Below are 16513 nucleotides of genomic sequence, written 5' to 3' on the forward strand. Positions count from 1 at the left end.
GGTGCCTATTCGTTCCTGAATACGCTCTTGTTGGAGTCCTTTGATTATTACCATATCCGGATCGACAAATCTGTGATTTTCTTAGTTTTCCTGGCAGTGACTGCGGGTATTTGGGAAGGTAACCGGCTCTGGGACAAATGGCTGGGGGAGAGCGATATCGCCACTTTGTGGAAGCGGGTTGCGTACAACCTTGGTGGTAGTATAGTGATTACAGGTGTGGTAGCCTTGCTGGTAGGAGTAACCACAGCTTATTCGGTACTTTCCTCAGATTGGCACACGTGGATTTTGCCTGTCAAGCTGCTGTTAATGTTCTGTTTCCGCGTCAACCTGTTTCTAAATACCATTCATGTAATTTTTTTGTATGTCCATCACCTTGACGTGAGCCGCCAGCAGCTCGAACATTACAAACGAATTACCAGTCAGGCACAGCTGCAGTCGCTTCGCAACCAGGTAAACCCGCATTTTTTGTTCAACAACCTCAGTGTACTTACGGCTCTGATAGCCAGCGATACAGCTGCATCGGTCGAATTCGTTAAGGAATTTTCGAATGTTTACAGGTATATTCTCAAAAGTGATGAGAAGGAGCTCATTCAGCTGCGGGAGGAAGTATCATTTATTGAATCTTACCTTTATTTACTTAAAACCCGTTTCCAAGCCGGTTTAAGTGTCAGTATCGATATTTCGGAAGGCTGTCTTTCAGCATATATTTTACCGGTATCGTTACAGTTGCTCGTCGAAAATGCGGTTAAGCACAATGTAGTTTCCAAAACACGACCGCTGCACATCGAGATTTTTTGCCTGGACAACGACTCGATTACCGTCAGAAACAATTTACAGGTAAAAATTGTGGAGGATGAGGATTCTACACGCCTTGGGCTGACCAATATCGCTAAACGGTACGATTTCCTGGGCGAAGACAAAGTACAGGTCGAACGTACCGAGCTGTTTTTCAGTGTAACTATCCCACTCATTCATATGGAACCCGATAGCAGCCGTCCTATGTCCGGAAGTTATGGGTATTAGTCAGCAGTCAACGATTTATGAAAGTATTGATATTAGAAGACGAAGCGCTTTCTGCCGCCAGGGCAGCGCAGCTTCTGCTCGAATGTAATCCCAGAGCCGAAGTATTGGGGACGCTTGAATCGATCCAGGAGGCCGCCGCCTGGTTTGCTGAAAATCCCGAGCCCGATTTGTTGCTTCTTGATATTCATTTGTCTGATGGCCTGTGTTTCGGTCTTTTTGAGCGCGTTCACATCAGCTGCCCGATAATCTTTACTACCGCCTACGACCGTTACGCGCTGCAGGCATTTAAAATGAACAGCATCGACTACTTGCTCAAACCGCTCGATAACCACGAATTGAGCAGAGCATTGGCCAAATATGAGGCGTTAAACACTAGGGGCGTAGCAAACAGTCTTAATATGGAAAAACTGAGAGACACCCTGCGTACGCTCACAAAGAAATATAAGGCAAGGTTTTTGGTCAAATATGCCGATACGCTGCATTATAAAAACGCCGATGAAGTCGCTTATTTCTACGCTGACGACCGCGTGGTGTATCTGGTAACCAATGACAGCAAGAAGTATCTGGTTGACAGCAACCTTGAAAGCCTCGAAGAAGTGCTGGATCCCAGCGTTTTTTTCAGGATAAATCGCAAGGTCATTGCCAGGATCGAGGCTATTCAAAAGGTAAAATCGCTATTGAGCAGCCGCTTACAGGTATTCCTCAAACCCGCGTTCAACCAGGAAATTTATGTCAGCAAGTACAAGAGCCAGGATTTTAAAGACTGGCTTGATAGTTAATGAGATTAGGGGGCCTGCTGGTGGTCAGGACACGCCAGCCTTTTCTGAGCAGCAGGCCAGCCAACGCTTTGCTCTGGCTGACACTCACGGGGCTGCTTGCTACGATTTTGCTTCCGGTGTCCCCGCTGGCAAGCGAAATGGGTTTTACCGAAATCTTTTTGAAAGAAACGGCGTGGATCGCTGGGATTCTTGTGTTGTACGTGGTTACTGCCGCCATGCTGAAAGTGCGGTTCTTTCAAGCCGGCACAAGGGCCGGGCAACGCTGAGCAATGTCATATTCTGTCATGCCTGGTGTCATCCCGGCGCAAAACGCCGAGGACTAATTTAGCGCTGGTGTATAACCCAACCGGTAGCTTAGTCAAACCATCAATACCAATCCTATGAAACGAATACTTGTTCCCTGTGATTTTTCGGCAGCAGCGAAGCACGCCTTTCAGTTTGCAGTCGAAATGGCGGCTGCCTGTAACGGTCATGTTTTTGTATTAAAAGTAATGCAGGCCCGTCAGGTTTTTGGAAACGGGATGCCGGGGCAGCCTTACATGGCGATCGACCCGATCTCGATGATCGACGAGTGGATCGCTTACAGCGAGAAAGAGTTTGAAAAAATGAAAAATAAGACCGGTCGCCCCTCAGGCTCGGCAGAGCTCCTGCTGGAAACCGGATACGTTAACGATGTCATCTGCGATGTGATCACAAGGGAGAAGATCGATTTGGTGATCATGGGTACGGACGGTGCGTCGGGGTTCAAGGAGTTCTTCATCGGTTCGCATACCGAAAAGATCGTGCGGGCATCGCCGGTGCCGGTGATGGCCGTTCATGGCCCGTTTCATTTGGATTGGGTCAAAAATATCGTTTTCCCGACCAGCATGGAGCTCGACCAGAAACCGCTCGTTGAGCAAATCAAGGCGCTGCAGTCATTATTCGGAGCGGTGGTGCATTTGCTGTACGTGAACGGTTTCCCATTTACGATGGAATCCAACGAAGAGGCTGAACGCAAATTGGAAGACTATGCCCTGTTTTACGGATTAAAGGATTACACCATCCATGTAAGCAGGGGCCTCAATATTCAGGAAGGTATCCGTAAATATGCGCGCCGTATCCCTAATTCAATCATTGCCATGGGCACGCACGGGCACAAAGGCCTGGCACATATTACCGAAGGGAGCGTGGCCGAAGAGGTGGTCAACCACCTGGCAGAACCTGTCTGGACCTATGTAATGCAATAAGCTAGTATTAACCATTAGCCTGATCTATTATGACAACTTGTATTCCCGATCTTGCTATCGCTGAGCAGATCTGCAACATTCTCCACCGCGATGTCCGCATCGATGAGCATGACATTCAGGTGAGCGTTCACGACGGCTGGGTATTCCTGGACGGGCATGTCGACTTTGAAACAGATCGCGAGCTGGTTCAGTCCCGGATTGAAAACGTAGCCGGTGTTTGCCGGATCACGAATAATCTGACCTATCCCCGCAGGTAAGTCGTTGATTAATGAAAAATTCCGCTGCTGCATTCCGAATTCTGGTTCCCTGCGACTATTCGCAGGCGTGCAGGCAAGCACTGGAAGCTTGTGCCACATTTGATTGGCAAATGCCTTTCGAAGTATTCATTCTCGCCGTAGAAGATCCCATGCAGGCTGCCGTTCATGGCCCGGAAGCGGAGCGTCAGCCGGCAGAATGGTGCGGGGCCTTTCCTTCAAAAGTTAAAATACATCCTTTACGTGAAAAAGGCCGGTTTGCAGATGTTGTTCTGGCGGCGGTCGCAACACATTGCATCGACCTGATCATTGCCGGTACCAGAGGTGCCAGGGGGTGGGAGGGAGTCTTTATGGGATCGCATGCCGAGCGGATCGTTCGTGTTTCCCCGGTTCCTGTTCTTGCCGTTCCACAGCGCCCGCACCTTACCGGACTTCGGGATATTGTCGTCCCTATCGATATTGATCGCGATCCCGCAGAACTTCGGGAATGCATGGAGAGAATCCCCGGTTTTCCTAACGGGCAGTTTCACCTTTTGCATGTGGAGACTAATCCCGCCGGAAGCGAGCAGTCGGCTATGCAGCTGCTTGAAGATTATAGCCGGCAACTTGGGCTTCCGCATTATACCAACTCGGTGATATTTAACGAATCGGTTGCCGATGGTATCATCAGATATGCCACCCAGACCGGTGCAGACCTGATTGCGATGGGAACATTGACTAACGCCGATCCAGCGCATCTGTTCCGCCCCAGCGTCGCGGCCGATATCGTCAATCATGCCAAAATACCAGTTTATACCTTCCAGCTTAGCCACCGGCAGGTATCTTCATCACTTTAAACCTTATCACAATGACCTACCGGCAGAAAAGAAGGGCTGTTATTCAGCCCTTCTTTTCTGTGCCCTATTTCAAAATCGAGCTCATGGATGTGCAATGAAGACCGGCAGGTTCAGGTTGCGGATCAGCGGATCGGCAGTGCTCGGTGTGAGCATATTTGAAAACGTGCTGCGGCCATAGGATCCCATGACTACCAGCGTCTTTTTCTTGTTCATCAAAAAGGCGAAAAGTTCTGAATTGGGCTTGCCGTAAAGCTTTTTAAAGTGCGCGTTGGAGTAATGCGCGCTGACGAGCCGGGCGAGCTTGCCCTCGTCGGGGTCGTCCTGCGCGACTTCATCCACCACGCGCAGGATCGTTAGCCGGCAGTCTTCCAGCTCGGGCAAAAGATAGGAAAACTGTTTGATAGCATGCGCGGCGGCCGCCTTGCCATCGTGCGCAAAAACAATTTCCTCAACGCCTTCGAATACATCGGGCGCTATCATGACGGGGCATTCGATAGCGCAAAGCACATCTTTGAGAAATGCGCTGGGTTTTTTCTCGTCCCAGGGCTCAAATGCCAGATCGCTGCCGATAATCATCAGATCCGCGTAGCGGCTTTCTGCCAGAATCTGTTCAAGCGGTTCGTGCGGGTTCTCGTGCACGCTTACGTGTACGCCCTGCCGTTCGCAGATCGCGCGGAAAGTGCTTTCGTTCTCGCGGAGCAGTGCCTGCTTTTCTTCGAAATCGGGTAGGTCACTAATGGTAATTGTCTCTGCAAAAGGCGTCCCTAACGCGACTTTCATTTCAGGAAGCTGTTGGTAGGGGGTATTTTGCAGAAAAATTCCGGTGAGCCTTGACCGGGTCAGCGAGGCCAGATAGCAGGCGAACTGTACGTGATGGGTATTGAGGTGACCGGCATCGATCACCAAGCGGATGTTTTTCATAGTAAATACTGTTAAATGGATTGTAGAATGCGGGTTTTCATTGAACCGGTTGCCGCCAGGTTGGCATGCAGCCGGAATGCTTCTTCCAGCAGGTGAGGGGTGTGGACACCGCGCCGGCAGGCACGCAGGAAATAACCGGAGAGGTCGTCATAGTAATCGGGATGGACGCAATTTCTGAGAATGGCCTGTGCTTTTTGCCTTGGGTCCAGTCCTCTCAGATAGTATAGAGCCCTGCCGGTGGGGTCCTCGGGCAGAAATACATCGTGGATGCCATGGATCCCGACAGGCACCGCCTCGTTGATCTCGATGATCACCTTTCGGGCCTGCTGTGCAAAGATTGCCGAATTACCCAGCGAAGCCCCGGTCATGAGCGTAATGCGGGTGTGGTCACGTGCATCCTTTTCTGCCAGCGCGGCCAGTACCGCTTTGCTGTCACCTGAGCGCGCAAACCCGCTGGCGCCGACGACCATGCCGTCACCGATGAGCGCGGCCGCCTGCCGGGCCGACATAATTCGGGACGTCAGGGCTGTATATTTAATTCGGGATGTGTCGGGCATGGTGTTTGGTTTTTAATTTGACAGATTTCGGATTTGCCGGGCGGCCACTCTCGGTTCTGATCAGGCGCAGCATAGACGACGCAAGTAGCAAGGGCATCGGAAAGGCTGCGTATAGTCCCAGAGGGGCAATAGCGACTAAGAAGATCATTCCCGCCCAGCAGCCCGCTTGGAATAACTGTCCCCTGGCAGTCATGGCCAGCGCAATCAACAGCTGGCAAATGGCTATGGTGAGAACCATCGGCGTGATGATGTGGAGGAAAGCGCCGAGTATAAACCGCTTGTAAATCGGCATGGCGCTATCGGCAAAATCCTGGTAGTTCCATGGTGCGTCCAGTGCGGTGTAGGCATTGAAACCCGCAGCGAATAAGAAAATTAGCAGCAGGATGAGGCGGGCCAGCGCTGGGCGGCTTTTGCTTGCCCAGATTAAGAAGATGGCCATCGCGTTGCAGCTAAGATAAAAGCCCCAGGAGACCATGTCAAAGAATTTGAGTGAATCCATCGTGCTGGCTGTCTAAGTGGTTGGCCTTATTTAACTTCCTCAAAATAAGCGATATGTAGCCTTGAAAAACTTGACTGGCCTTACCCGGGAATATGATCTGTGTCAGGTTTTAGCATTGCCCATGAGCATTTTATAGATTTCAAACCACAGAACAGAGGCCATACCGCAGCCGATACTGAAAAGAACTTTTCCCGTATCCGGCATCGAAAGCCGGAACAGTTCCGAAACAGCCGGGAGAAGAAATATCAGAACAGTGAACAGGATGGTAACAGCAAGCGTAAAGAATATCAGTTTGTTGCCTGCTCTGAGCAATTCTCCAAGCCTGCCCTGATAGGAGCGGTTCGTGATAGTTAGGGCAAGGTTGGCCGAGATCAGGCCAATGAAAATCATGGCGCGGGTGGTGTCCTCGGGCTGATGGGCATTTATAGCAAGTTGGTAAATCAGTATCAGGGCGGCCGTGATCGCAACTCCCTGCAAAATGCTGAATGCCAGCTCATGTAAACCGAAAAGCCTGCTTGTGGCCGGGCGGGGTTTTTCCTTTAAAAGTCCCTTGCGGGCCGGCTCATTCTCATAGACGATCGAGCAGGTGGGGCCCATAATCAGTTCAAAAAATATGATATGTACCGGATCGAAGATAACCGGGTAGGTCCAGCTGAGCGCCAGGGGCAGAAATACGAGCAGGATCAGCGGGGTGTGTATCGCAACGATATACCGGATAGCATTCCGAAGATTGACGTAAATGCGCCTGCCGCTTTCGATGGCGGTGACCATCCCGCCCAGATCGTCGTTGAGCAGGATCAGAGCCGAGGCTTGCCGGGCGATCTCGGTGCCCTTCCGTCCCATGGCAATCCCGATGTCTGCCGCTTTTAAGGCCGGGCCGTCATTGACGCCGTCGCCGGTCATCGCAACGATCTCACCCTGCGCTTTCAAAGCCCGGATCACGCGCAGTTTAGCCTCGGGGAACATCCTGGCGAAAACGGTGATCGTATCGACTTCTTTCAGTAGAGCATTATCATCGAGGGCCATCATCTGCTCACCTGTTACGATGCGGTCGGTGCCGCGCAAACCTATTTGCCGGGCAATGTAGGCGGTTGTTACCGGGTTATCCCCCGTCAGGATTTTGACCTTCACGCCAGCCTGATAGAACGATTCCAGGACCTGTTTCATCCCGGCTTTGGGAGGGTCATAAAACGCCACCAGGCCAAGGGTTTGAACCGGCAGGCTTTGCTGGCTCTCGGGAAAATCCGTGCCCTGAAAGTCTGATTTTCCCACGGCCAGCACCCGGAAGCCTTTGGATGTAAAGGTGTCAATGGCATTAAGCAAACTGGCGCGGTCTTCGGCAGAAAGTACTGAGACATTCATCAAGGCTTCCGGAGCACCCTTGATGGCGATGATTCGCTCCTTTTCTCTGCCTTGCCAGATATGGGTCATCATCGGCGGTTTGCCTTCCAGCGGAAAGCCCAGCAGCATCGTCAGCCCGTCGTATGCAGGTAGCCCGGTAGGGGAGCTCTTTTCAAAGACGCGGTGCAGTTCTGCTTCCATGGGATCAAACGGGCTTATTTCACTGGCCAGCGCCGCATGGCAGAGCAGCTGAGTGGCACCCGCAGAAAGGAAGGAAAAGTCTGTAACAAGCTCCCGCCCGTCGAGCACGAACATCCCGCAAAGCGACATTTTGTTTTCGGTAAGTGTCCCGGTTTTGTCAGTACAGATCACTGTCGCGCTGCCGAGTGCTTCCACGGTTTGCATTTGCTTGACCACAATGCCCTCTTTCATCAGCCGGTAAGCACCTAGCGCCATGAAGGTGGTGAAAGCAACCGGGATCTCTTCGGGCAGAATGCTCATCGCCAATGTCAATGCGCCCAAAAGGCTTTCCGGCAGGTCGCCCGACCGCGCAAACCGGATTGCCCAAACGGCTACGAATATGACCGCCCCGATGATAGCCATGTCCCTGACAAGACGCCGGATCTGGATTTGTAAAACTGATTCGGTAGCCGGAATGGAAGCAATGCTGCTGCCGATGTCGGCAAGTCGGGTAGCTGCGCCAACCGCTGTAATGCGGCAGACGGCCTGGCCCGAAGTGACTTGCGTTCCGGCAAATAGCGGGTCGGCAGGGCTACCCTCGAGTTTGTAGACCGGCATGGACTCGCCGGTCAGGATCGATTCATTGACCGAAAAATCGTCAGCTGACAATACGGTTGCATCTGCCGGCACGAGCGTTCCCTCTTCCAGCTCAACGATGTCGCCTACAACCAATGCCTCACTTTTAAGCAATGTCCAGGCCTGGTCACGAAAAACGCGGTATGCCGGGCTGGTGAAGTTTTCCAGACTGACCAATGCGCGGCGTGTCCGGCTCTGTTGAATAATAGAGATCGTTGCCACCAGCCCGATCGCCACCAGCATGATGACCGCTTCCCGGGTTGAGCCCATTAAAAAATAGATCACCGCTGCGGCCACCAGCAGCATTAGCATCGGTTCAGCTAATGCTGCTTTCAGGATAAACCAGAGTCCGGACGATTTCGGCTTTTTGAGCAAGTTCTGCCCATGCTGTTTGCGGGCGGCTTCTACCTGATCGGAGGTAAGGCCACTGTATTTCACGGGATCTTTCACAGGCATTACGTTAAGTGATAAAGGTTGGTAGAATTCGAGACTATTTTACTGACCATAATCAGTTTAGCGGAAGCTGCGCGTCATCCCTGAGCGGCCGCGGGGTATTTAAAAGTAGAGCCGCCGGTATCCCTGGCGGCTCTGCTTTTAGTTTAGGTTAGTTATGCATTCAATTTTGGATTCAGGCATGTTCGGAAAGTTTGCAGGTCCAGACAGCCTCATGGGTGTGGTTTGATCACATTTTCGGCCACACTTCCCAGCATGAGGTGAGTCAAGCCTGTGTAGCGGTGCGTCCCCATGGCGATCATCAGGCCTGGGATGCGGGCGGCGAATTTGAGCACGCCTTTTCCTCGGTAGACGCATGGGTAACATGAACGCTGTACTCGGAAAGCTCATAATATGCGGCCAGATCGCCGAGCACCAGACTTTCCAAGATCATGCGGACCGCACTTGCTATTCTGGCGATGACGCTCATCGGGTGCAGCCCCGCGATTAGAGTTTACCATGGTTGAAAAGAGCAATCCCGTTAATCAATACAATACCTTCCAGTGGGCAAAGGCAGATAGCCTCATCTGGAAAATGAATCCATTGTATTTCAATCAGCTAAATGATGGAAGAATTAAGTGGGCTGTCAATGATCTGCTGATGGCGAAAGGCTACCAGTTTTAGCGAGGAAAGATCCCGTATAAAACTAGAAAAGGTCAGTAGACTGGCCTTTTCTAGTTTCATTATCACTCAGAATGCAAATTCTTCTTCCGCTACAATCAGATTGTTGACAACATGATTGACGCCTTTGGCCCCGGTTTGTCAAGCGCGTCGGTGGTATAATACCGGAATAGATAGACCTTATTCGTCGGATTTGTTTTTCAAAAACATCAGCAGTGAGTAGGCGCCTTTAATGACACAATGCGTGTCACGGAGACAAACAGGGGCGAGGATTTCTGTCACACCGTTGTCGCTGTTGCCCGTCTGTACCTCAGTCATGGTAAACCCATCTTTACCCGGGATGAATATGTACTCTTTTCCTTCAAAGCTGACGATGGCCTCATCGGGCAGGACGGTCGCATGGCGGGATTCCAGTGCAAGCTCCGCGTTCATAAATGTGCCGGGCAAAAGGTCGGGCTCGTGTTGCTGAAAGTGACAATGGATTTCGGCTGTGCGTTCGGCAGATAGATCTTTGCCTACCAGTATCACCTCGCACGGAATTTTCCGTTCGGGTCTGGAATTGGTAAATGCAAGCACGCTCTGGCCCTTGCGGATCTTGTCAAGGTCTTTTTCAAAAACTTTCAGGGCCAGATGGATATCCGACGGATTGATCAGATCGAAGAGCACCTCGGTGGGAGCCAGGTATTTACCGATGTTGACATTAACCCGTGACACATAACCCGAGATCGGTGAATAGATGTTGACACTGCGCGAGATTCGGTCAGCGCTTAGTTGGCGCGGATTGATGCCCACCAACCGGAGCTTTTCGGCCAAAGCACTCACTGCCGCCTGTTGGGCCCGGAAGTCGGCCTCGGCTTGCTGATAGGTTTTGTCGCTCGCGGATTTAGAGATGTTTAGGCTCTTTTGACGTTCGTATTCGGTCTCAAGATATTTGATGCGCGCGCAGCCCGACAGATAATCCTGCTGCAACTGAATGTACTGCTGATCTTCCAGCACCGCCAGTACCTGTCCTTTCCGTACATGCATTCCGGGCAGCAAGTTAGTGGATTTCAGATACCCGCCAAGCGGCGCGCTGATCGATACCATATTTTGGGGCGGCACATCGATCTTGCCATTAAGTCGTAGTACGGATGAAACCGGCGTCACTCTCGGAAACTCCATGACAATCCCCGCATTGCGGATTTGCTGCTGCGTCAGTTTAGCGACGTTTTCTTGTGCCGGCATTTGGGCGGCAGACTCCTGGTCGGCTGTTTTAGCTGTGCAGGAGGCCAGCAGGATACCCAGCGTGGTGTAAAGGAGCAATTTGATAGTCGTCATTCATTTATTGGCTAAGGAAATAGTCCAGTTCTATGGCATTTTGATTCAGGTTGGCGATCGTATCTAGGTAATCGCTTCTGATCGAAGTAGCCTGTGCGATCAGCTGGCTCCATTCCAGATAATTGATATTGCCTTCTTCAAGCTGGCGGGTCGCCGTCAGGACAATTATCTCGGCATTGGGGACGGCGGAATCCTGATAATAGCGGGCTCGTTCGAGCAGCTGCCGGTAATTCGTAAGCGCTGCCATGTAACGGGCCGTAAACTGCTGATGCTGAATCTGATATTGCTCCCGGGTAGCCTCGCCCGCGATCTTCGCTGCACGGATACGCGCTTTTTGTGCACCTGCGAAAACAGGTATTCCTACGCCCAACTGCGCAGCCTGAAAGCGCGGCCAGCCATTGTACGTTTTATTATCCGCACCGGTACCGCGCATGCTCATGTTGTTGTAGGCCAGGCTTAGTTCGGGTAAAAGCCTCGCTTTTTCAATGGCGATAGCCGCGCCGGCAATATTTTGTTGCCGGCCGGCCAGCTGCATATAGGGGTGCGATAATAATTTGGCCGTGTCCGTATATACGGTTGAAGAAAAGACAAGCGGCCCGTCGAGCGGTTCATGCGGTTCCGACCCATTTAGCAGCAGGTTGAATGTGATAAGCGCCAGTTTGTGATCAGTATCCAGCTGCCTGCGTTGCTGCCTGATTTGCCCGAGCTGCATTTCAGCGCTTGTCTTTTCGAGTACGTTGGTCTCGCCCCGGGCCAGGCGTTCGTTCGCGCGCGCGGCGACCGAGCTGAAAAGGCTGTCGAGCGAGGCCAGAAGCCGTGCTTTTTGTCTGAGGTAAAGCAATGTATAAAACTGATGTATGACGTTGCGCCGCAGGTCGAGCGCGGTGGCGGAGGCTTGCAGCACGCCAGCTTCAAATTCCGCTTCCAAAAGCGAACGCTGCCGCCGGTAAACCACCGGAAGAAACACCGATTGGGATATTGCAAACCGCGTATCGGTGTAGGCGCTGTTGATCTGCCCTGCCTCTATGTTCACGGTCATTTGCGGCAGGCACACTGCCGTTTTTACAAGCGCCTGCCGGTAGTCTGCCCGTAACTTTTCGCTTTTCAACAGACTATTGCCTTTCGTCGCCAGGTTGATTGCTGTTTCCAAGCCGACCTGTTTTTGCGCCTGTGCGTGACCGGGTGCGAGCAGACAAGCGGAGATCAGCAGGACAGCAGCGCCTGCTTTGAGGTGGAACCGGCTTTCGAATACCATATAGAGCACCGGTAAGACGAACAATGTGAGCGCGGTCGCGACCAGAAGGCCACCGATTACGACGGTAGCCAGTGGCCGTTGTACTTCTGCTCCGGCGCCATTGCTCACCGCCATTGGCAGAAAGCCCAGTGACGCGACAAATGCGGTCATCAGAACCGGGCGAAGCCGGTGGCCGGCACCTTCAAGTATGGCCTTCTGTATGGAGCTTTCACCCGCTTTACGAATCCGGTTGAATTCGGCTATGAGTACAATTCCATTCAATACCGCCACACCGAATAGCGCGATAAAGCCGATCCCGGCGCTAATACTGAACGGCATTCCGCGTAAGGCAAGCAGGAAAATCCCCCCGATAGCCGATAGCGGGATGGCCGAGTAAATAAGCAGTCCGTCGCGCACCGAGTTGAATGCAAAATACAACAGCACAAAGATGAGCACGAGCGACACCGGTACGGCGACCATCAGCCGTGCTTTGGCCGCATTCAGGTTTTCGAAAGCTCCGCCGTAGGTGACGTAATAGCCGGCCGGCAGCTGCAAGTTTTGGCCGACTTTTGCTTGAAGTTCGTTCACGATGCTTTGCACATCGCGTCCGGCTACGTTAAAGCCCACCACAATGCGGCGCTTGGCATCCTCCCGCTGGATTTGATTGGGACCCGTCATAATGCGGATGTCGGCCAGTTGTGAAAGCGGGATCTGATTTCCACCGGGCGCAGGTACCGGCAGGTCGCGGATCCGGGCGATATTCCTTTTTTGGGCCGGACTAAGCCGGACGACCAGATCAAAGCGTTTTTCTCCTTCAAAAACCATCCCTGTACTTTGGCCAGCCAGGGCGGTATTAACGATGCGGTTCACCGCCCCGATGGTGAGGCCGAACTGGGCAATGGTATTTCGGTTGTACCGTATCACGACCTGTGGCAGGCCTGATACGGCTTCAATGTAGAGGTTCCGCGCACCGTCCACCTGATTGACGAGCCTGCCCAGGCGGGACGCGTATAACGCCAGCGTGTCAAGGTCTTCCCCGAATATTTTACAAACCACATCCTGGCGCGCGCCGGTCATCAGCTCATTGAAACGCATTTGCACGGGATACTGAAACCCGGCCGTGATGCCGGGTACCTCCTGCAATGCGTCGCCCATTTTTTCCGAAAGCTCCGGAAAGGTGCTTGCCGATGTCCATTCGCTTTTGTCTTTCAGGATCACCATCATATCACTCGCTTCCATAGGCATCGGGTCGGTAGGGACTTCGCCGCTACCAATCTTGGTAACCACTTTTTCTATCTCCGGGAAGCGGGTTTTAAGGATGTGTGCCGCCTTGGTGGTGTTCGCGATCGTCGTTGCGAGGCTGCTGCCTGTAAGCACACGCGTATCGACGGCAAAATCCCCTTCTTCCAGCGCGGGTATGAATTCGCCTCCCAGGGTAGTGAGCGTAAAAGCCGCCACCGCGAAAAGCAGCAATGCGGAAATTATCACAAGCCTGGGCACACGCAGGAGCCTTTCGAGCGCAGCCAGGTAAGCCGCAGAGACTTTCTCGATAACCCGATCTGACCAGTTGGGTTTGTGGCGCACGTTTTTACTCAAAAACGCAGCGCTCATCATGGGAATGTAGGTTAACGACAGCAGGAATGCGCCCAGAAGGGCAAAAGCCACGGTTTGCGCCATCGGTTTAAACATTTTTCCCTCTATGCCTTGCAAAGTGAAAATGGGCAGATAGACAATTAAAATGATCATCTGCCCGAATACGGCGCTGTTCATCATGCGGTCGGCCGATTCGTTGACCTGCTCATCCATTTGGCTTTGCGTGAGCCGGTCTGTACCTGAAAAATGTGTGCTCTTAGCGATCTGATGCATTACCGCTTCGACAATGATCACGGCACCGTCAACTATCAGTCCGAAATCAAGAGCCCCAAGGCTCATGAGGTTGCCACTGACGCCGAAGGCGTTCATCATGATGACGGCAAAAAGCATGGCCAATGGAATCACTGACGCCACCAGCAGGCCCGCCCTGAGATTTCCCAGAAAGAGTACCAGCACGAAAACGACGATCAATGCCCCTTCCAGCAGGTTCTTTTCAACGGTCGCGATGGCATTGTTTACCATCTTGGTGCGATCCAGAAAAGGTTCTATCACTACACCTTCGGGAAGTGTTTTCTGGATCTGTGCCACGCGTTGTTTCACCGCGCGTATCACTTCGCTGCTGTTGGCCCCTTTGAGCATCATTACGACAGCCCCCGAAACTTCACCCTGGTCGTTGTAGCACATGGCCCCGTAACGGGTGGCGAAGCCGGTCTTGACCTCGGCAACATCACGGATAAACACCGGCTGTCCGTCGGGCAGGTTTCTGACGGCAATGCTGCCAATATCTTCCAGGTTCTCCACAAGCCCCTCGCTACGGATGTAGAGCACCGAGGGACCTTTTTCGATGTAAGCGCCGCCGGTATTGGCGTTGTTTTCCTGTAAAGCGGTAAATATGTCGTTGATATTCAACCCCATCGAAAGCAGTTTGGCGGGATCCACTTCTATTGAATATTGTTTGAGCTTACCACCGAAACTGCTCACCTCCGCAACACCCTTCACGCCAAGCAGTTGCCTCCTGACGATCCAGTCCTGAATCGTGCGAAGCTCGGTTTCATCGTAGCGGTGCCCATAGCCTTCCCTGGCACGCACCACATACTGGTAAATTTCGCCGAGCCCGGTGCTGATAGGCCCCAGCTCCGGCGTGCCGATGCCCTGGGGAATTTGCCCTTGTACTTTGCCAAGACGTTCGGAGACCTGTTGTCGCGCCCAGTACACATCCACATCGTCCTCAAAAACGATCGTGACCAGGGAAAGGCCAAAGCGCGAGAAACTACGTATCTCTTTCAGTCCCGAAATGTTATTATTGGCCTGCTCGATGGGAAATGTAACCAACCTTTCGATGTCGGTAGCACCGAACGATGGTGCAATGGTAATCACCTGCACCTGGTTGTTGGTGATATCGGGTACTGCGTCGATCGGCAGCCGGGTCAGCTCGTAGCTGCCATAACCCATCAGCGCAAGGACCAGCAGCCCGACTATCAGTTTGTTTTTTACCGAGAAAGCGATGATTTTGTTCAGCATCGAATACCTAGGAGTTTTTCTTCGGCGTGAGAACGAACTTGTTTTTGATTGAAATGGACTCGGCGATTTTGGCGATCACCAGGGTAGGGACCTGAATGTTGTGATCGGAGAGCCTTACGTCGAATTCGCAAGTCAGTATGCATTGTCCGTGGTCTATTTGCAGCTGACCTTTCAGTACCCGTTTCTGCTTAACGCCGTGGATATCCAGAACGCCTTCCGCGCTTACGGGATAAGTGCCGTCCTTGCCGTAATCGATATGCTCGCTGAACTTGCCTGTAAAGCTGGCGGCCGGATATTTCGCGGTTTCCATATAGTTTTCATTGTAATGCTCCTGCATGAGCTTGTTTGGAAATCTAAATGCGGTGTGTTGCATCCGAACTGCGATTTCTCCGCTGGCGCTGCTGAGCAGCACGGCCACCTGCTGGTTCACAGCCGAGATGTTTTCCAGGGGTGTTTCCGAGAAAAAGCTGGTTTGCCCCGTTTTGGTCATGTAAATCTGTGCGCTGGCGCAGATGGCGAGCAACTGACTGGCCATTAGCAGAAATGCCAATCTGAAAAGCTTAGTATCCATTACTGTTGCTGCGTTTTTTGCTCTTATCGAAACTGAACGTCCTGGCGACATTGAAACCATAGAAGATGTCCCCGTTGCTCCATTTGCCGGTTGTCTGGCCCAGGAATTGCTTCTCGATCATGCCGCGCGAGTTGGTCAGGTGAAGCTGGAACACGTGTCCGCCGGTCTCGATGTCGAAGCCCAGGGAGAGGGTGTTGGTGTATTGCGGATCCCGTTGTGTGGTACCGCCAATGGTCTTGGGGGTGTACCAGTACTCGGCATTGAACGAGGTACGCTTGGTAAGCTTGTAGCGTCCGCCCACGCCCAACGCATACACATTGTTCGCATCCAATGGCTTTTCCGCTAGGTTGCGGTGCATTACAGTGGGTGTGAGTTGCAAGGATAGCTTTTCATTGAATTTCCGGGCGATCAGCGCCTGGAATGTATAGGTCTGGCGCTGGGTGATGGTGTAAAACGGAAGGTCGGGTGTGGAGGTACTCGAATTGTGCGCATCGCTGGCGAAAAGCGTCACCGACACGGGCATGTTGCGCAAGCCGCTCGACTGGCGAAGCAGGCGGTATTTTACAAAAACGTCGATCGTTTTTTGATAGCTGCTGCGACCGAGACCTACCATTAGCCGGTCGGTAAGACCATATTCCAGCGCGAGACGGATCTGGGACTCGTCCAGGCCGAAAAAGTTGCCGGCCCCGGAATTGATCGCCCCGAACCGGTGCGAAATAATAAAGTCCATGTTGTTCTTTCCAACCGTTTCGACCGAATGCCCATTGATAATGCGGGTGCCTTTGAAAGTTGCTGCCGCGTAGTGTACAGTGGAATCGTCGGCTTGCTCCAATTCTTTCATCAGATCGGTCTGAGCCACAGCTACGGATGTGATCAAGCTGAAAATGAGGGCAGATGTCGTTTTGCGCATGG

General features: G+C 52.4%; 16 protein-coding genes. 6 read left to right on the top strand and 10 right to left on the bottom strand.

Annotation, left to right across the window (positions count from 1 at the left end; genetic code table 11):
* The first annotated feature begins 30 nt into the window (after nt 1-30).
* The 6 genes from H144_RS0129770 to H144_RS0129795 all read left to right on the top strand — a co-directional run bounded on the left by H144_RS0129770 (nt 31) and on the right by H144_RS0129795 (nt 4118).
* The gene (locus H144_RS0129770; protein ID WP_229208035.1) at nt 31-1023 is read left to right on the top strand and encodes a sensor histidine kinase; all 993 of its coding nucleotides are present in this window, start codon (nt 31-33) and stop codon (nt 1021-1023) included.
* Nucleotides 1024-1040: 17 nt separating this feature from the next.
* On the top strand, nt 1041-1802 hold the full coding sequence (locus H144_RS0129775; RefSeq protein ID WP_019945791.1) for a LytR/AlgR family response regulator transcription factor: 762 nt from the start codon (nt 1041-1043) through the stop codon (nt 1800-1802).
* Nucleotides 1802-2068: a hypothetical protein gene (locus tag H144_RS0129780; RefSeq protein ID WP_019945792.1), complete on the top strand. Its 267-nt coding sequence runs from the start codon at nt 1802-1804 to the stop codon at nt 2066-2068. The genes H144_RS0129775 and H144_RS0129780 overlap by 1 nt, the downstream gene beginning before the upstream one ends.
* A gap of 114 nt (nt 2069-2182) precedes the next feature.
* A complete protein-coding gene (locus H144_RS0129785) occupies nt 2183-3028 on the top strand; it encodes a universal stress protein (protein WP_026351108.1) in 846 nt (281 codons plus the stop codon).
* Nucleotides 3029-3057: 29 nt separating this feature from the next.
* Nucleotides 3058-3285, top strand: a complete 228-nt coding sequence (locus H144_RS32860) for a BON domain-containing protein (RefSeq protein ID WP_033403499.1) — start codon at nt 3058-3060, stop codon at nt 3283-3285.
* Nucleotides 3286-3296: 11 nt separating this feature from the next.
* Nucleotides 3297-4118 (top strand): universal stress protein, encoded by an 822-nt coding sequence (locus tag H144_RS0129795; protein ID WP_033403501.1) that lies wholly within the window; start codon nt 3297-3299, stop codon nt 4116-4118.
* Between the two features lie 81 nt (nt 4119-4199).
* Here the strand turns inward: H144_RS0129795 and H144_RS0129800 are convergent, their stop codons facing one another.
* From H144_RS0129800 to H144_RS0129845, 10 genes are all read right to left on the bottom strand, one after another.
* Nucleotides 4200-5039: a universal stress protein gene (locus H144_RS0129800; protein WP_019945796.1), complete on the bottom strand. Its 840-nt coding sequence runs from the start codon at nt 5037-5039 to the stop codon at nt 4200-4202.
* Nucleotides 5040-5050: 11 nt separating this feature from the next.
* Complete coding sequence (locus tag H144_RS0129805; RefSeq protein ID WP_169409446.1) at nt 5051-5596, bottom strand: CoA-transferase; 546 nt, start codon at nt 5594-5596, stop codon at nt 5051-5053.
* Nucleotides 5574-6095 (bottom strand): hypothetical protein, encoded by a 522-nt coding sequence (locus tag H144_RS0129810; RefSeq protein ID WP_157505250.1) that lies wholly within the window; start codon nt 6093-6095, stop codon nt 5574-5576. Before H144_RS0129810 ends, H144_RS0129805 begins: the two co-directional genes overlap by 23 nt.
* A 102-nt stretch (nt 6096-6197) precedes the next feature.
* A complete protein-coding gene (locus tag H144_RS0129815) occupies nt 6198-8708 on the bottom strand; it encodes a cation-translocating P-type ATPase (RefSeq protein ID WP_019945799.1) in 2511 nt (836 codons plus the stop codon).
* 209 nt (nt 8709-8917) lie between these two features.
* Nucleotides 8918-9007 carry a universal stress protein gene (locus H144_RS35230; RefSeq protein WP_374754604.1) on the bottom strand — a complete coding sequence of 30 codons (90 nt, stop codon included), beginning with the start codon at nt 9005-9007 and terminating at the stop codon, nt 8918-8920.
* Complete coding sequence (locus H144_RS34995) at nt 9007-9138, bottom strand: hypothetical protein (protein ID WP_262485424.1); 132 nt, start codon at nt 9136-9138, stop codon at nt 9007-9009. Before H144_RS34995 ends, H144_RS35230 begins: the two co-directional genes overlap by 1 nt.
* 407 nt (nt 9139-9545) lie before the next feature.
* Complete coding sequence (locus tag H144_RS0129830) at nt 9546-10682, bottom strand: efflux RND transporter periplasmic adaptor subunit (RefSeq protein ID WP_019945802.1); 1137 nt, start codon at nt 10680-10682, stop codon at nt 9546-9548.
* A 4-nt stretch (nt 10683-10686) separates the two neighbouring features.
* Complete coding sequence (locus H144_RS0129835) at nt 10687-15030, bottom strand: CusA/CzcA family heavy metal efflux RND transporter (RefSeq protein ID WP_019945803.1); 4344 nt, start codon at nt 15028-15030, stop codon at nt 10687-10689.
* Nucleotides 15031-15037: 7 nt separating this feature from the next.
* On the bottom strand, nt 15038-15601 hold the full coding sequence (locus H144_RS0129840) for a YceI family protein (protein WP_033403503.1): 564 nt from the start codon (nt 15599-15601) through the stop codon (nt 15038-15040).
* A complete protein-coding gene (locus H144_RS0129845) occupies nt 15591-16511 on the bottom strand; it encodes a DUF5777 family beta-barrel protein (protein WP_019945805.1) in 921 nt (306 codons plus the stop codon). Before H144_RS0129845 ends, H144_RS0129840 begins: the two co-directional genes overlap by 11 nt.
* Nucleotides 16512-16513: the final 2 nt, after the last annotated feature.

The sequence above is a fragment of the Dyadobacter beijingensis DSM 21582 genome (assembly GCF_000382205.1).
In the GTDB taxonomy this organism is placed as follows: domain Bacteria; phylum Bacteroidota; class Bacteroidia; order Cytophagales; family Spirosomataceae; genus Dyadobacter; species Dyadobacter beijingensis.

Bases quoted from the DNA above. Each gene is read 5' to 3' on its own strand.
- H144_RS0129775 (WP_019945791.1), top strand. From the start codon at position 1,041: ATGAAAGTATTGATATTAGAAGACGAAGCGCTTTCTGCCGCCAGGGCA.
- H144_RS0129780 (WP_019945792.1), top strand. From the start codon at position 1,802: ATGAGATTAGGGGGCCTGCTGGTGGTCAGGACACGCCAGCCTTTTCTG.
- H144_RS0129785 (WP_026351108.1), top strand. From the start codon at position 2,183: ATGAAACGAATACTTGTTCCCTGTGATTTTTCGGCAGCAGCGAAGCAC.
- H144_RS32860 (WP_033403499.1), top strand. From the start codon at position 3,058: ATGACAACTTGTATTCCCGATCTTGCTATCGCTGAGCAGATCTGCAAC.
- H144_RS0129795 (WP_033403501.1), top strand. From the start codon at position 3,297: ATGAAAAATTCCGCTGCTGCATTCCGAATTCTGGTTCCCTGCGACTAT.
- H144_RS0129800 (WP_019945796.1), bottom strand. From the start codon at position 5,039: ATGAAAAACATCCGCTTGGTGATCGATGCCGGTCACCTCAATACCCAT.
- H144_RS0129805 (WP_169409446.1), bottom strand. From the start codon at position 5,596: ATGCCCGACACATCCCGAATTAAATATACAGCCCTGACGTCCCGAATT.
- H144_RS0129810 (WP_157505250.1), bottom strand. From the start codon at position 6,095: ATGGATTCACTCAAATTCTTTGACATGGTCTCCTGGGGCTTTTATCTT.
- H144_RS0129815 (WP_019945799.1), bottom strand. From the start codon at position 8,708: ATGCCTGTGAAAGATCCCGTGAAATACAGTGGCCTTACCTCCGATCAG.
- H144_RS35230 (WP_374754604.1), bottom strand. From the start codon at position 9,007: ATGATCGCCATGGGGACGCACCGCTACACAGGCTTGACTCACCTCATG.
- H144_RS34995 (WP_262485424.1), bottom strand. From the start codon at position 9,138: ATGATCTTGGAAAGTCTGGTGCTCGGCGATCTGGCCGCATATTATGAG.
- H144_RS0129830 (WP_019945802.1), bottom strand. From the start codon at position 10,682: ATGACGACTATCAAATTGCTCCTTTACACCACGCTGGGTATCCTGCTG.
- H144_RS0129835 (WP_019945803.1), bottom strand. From the start codon at position 15,030: ATGCTGAACAAAATCATCGCTTTCTCGGTAAAAAACAAACTGATAGTC.
- H144_RS0129840 (WP_033403503.1), bottom strand. From the start codon at position 15,601: ATGGATACTAAGCTTTTCAGATTGGCATTTCTGCTAATGGCCAGTCAG.
- H144_RS0129845 (WP_019945805.1), bottom strand. From the start codon at position 16,511: ATGCGCAAAACGACATCTGCCCTCATTTTCAGCTTGATCACATCCGTA.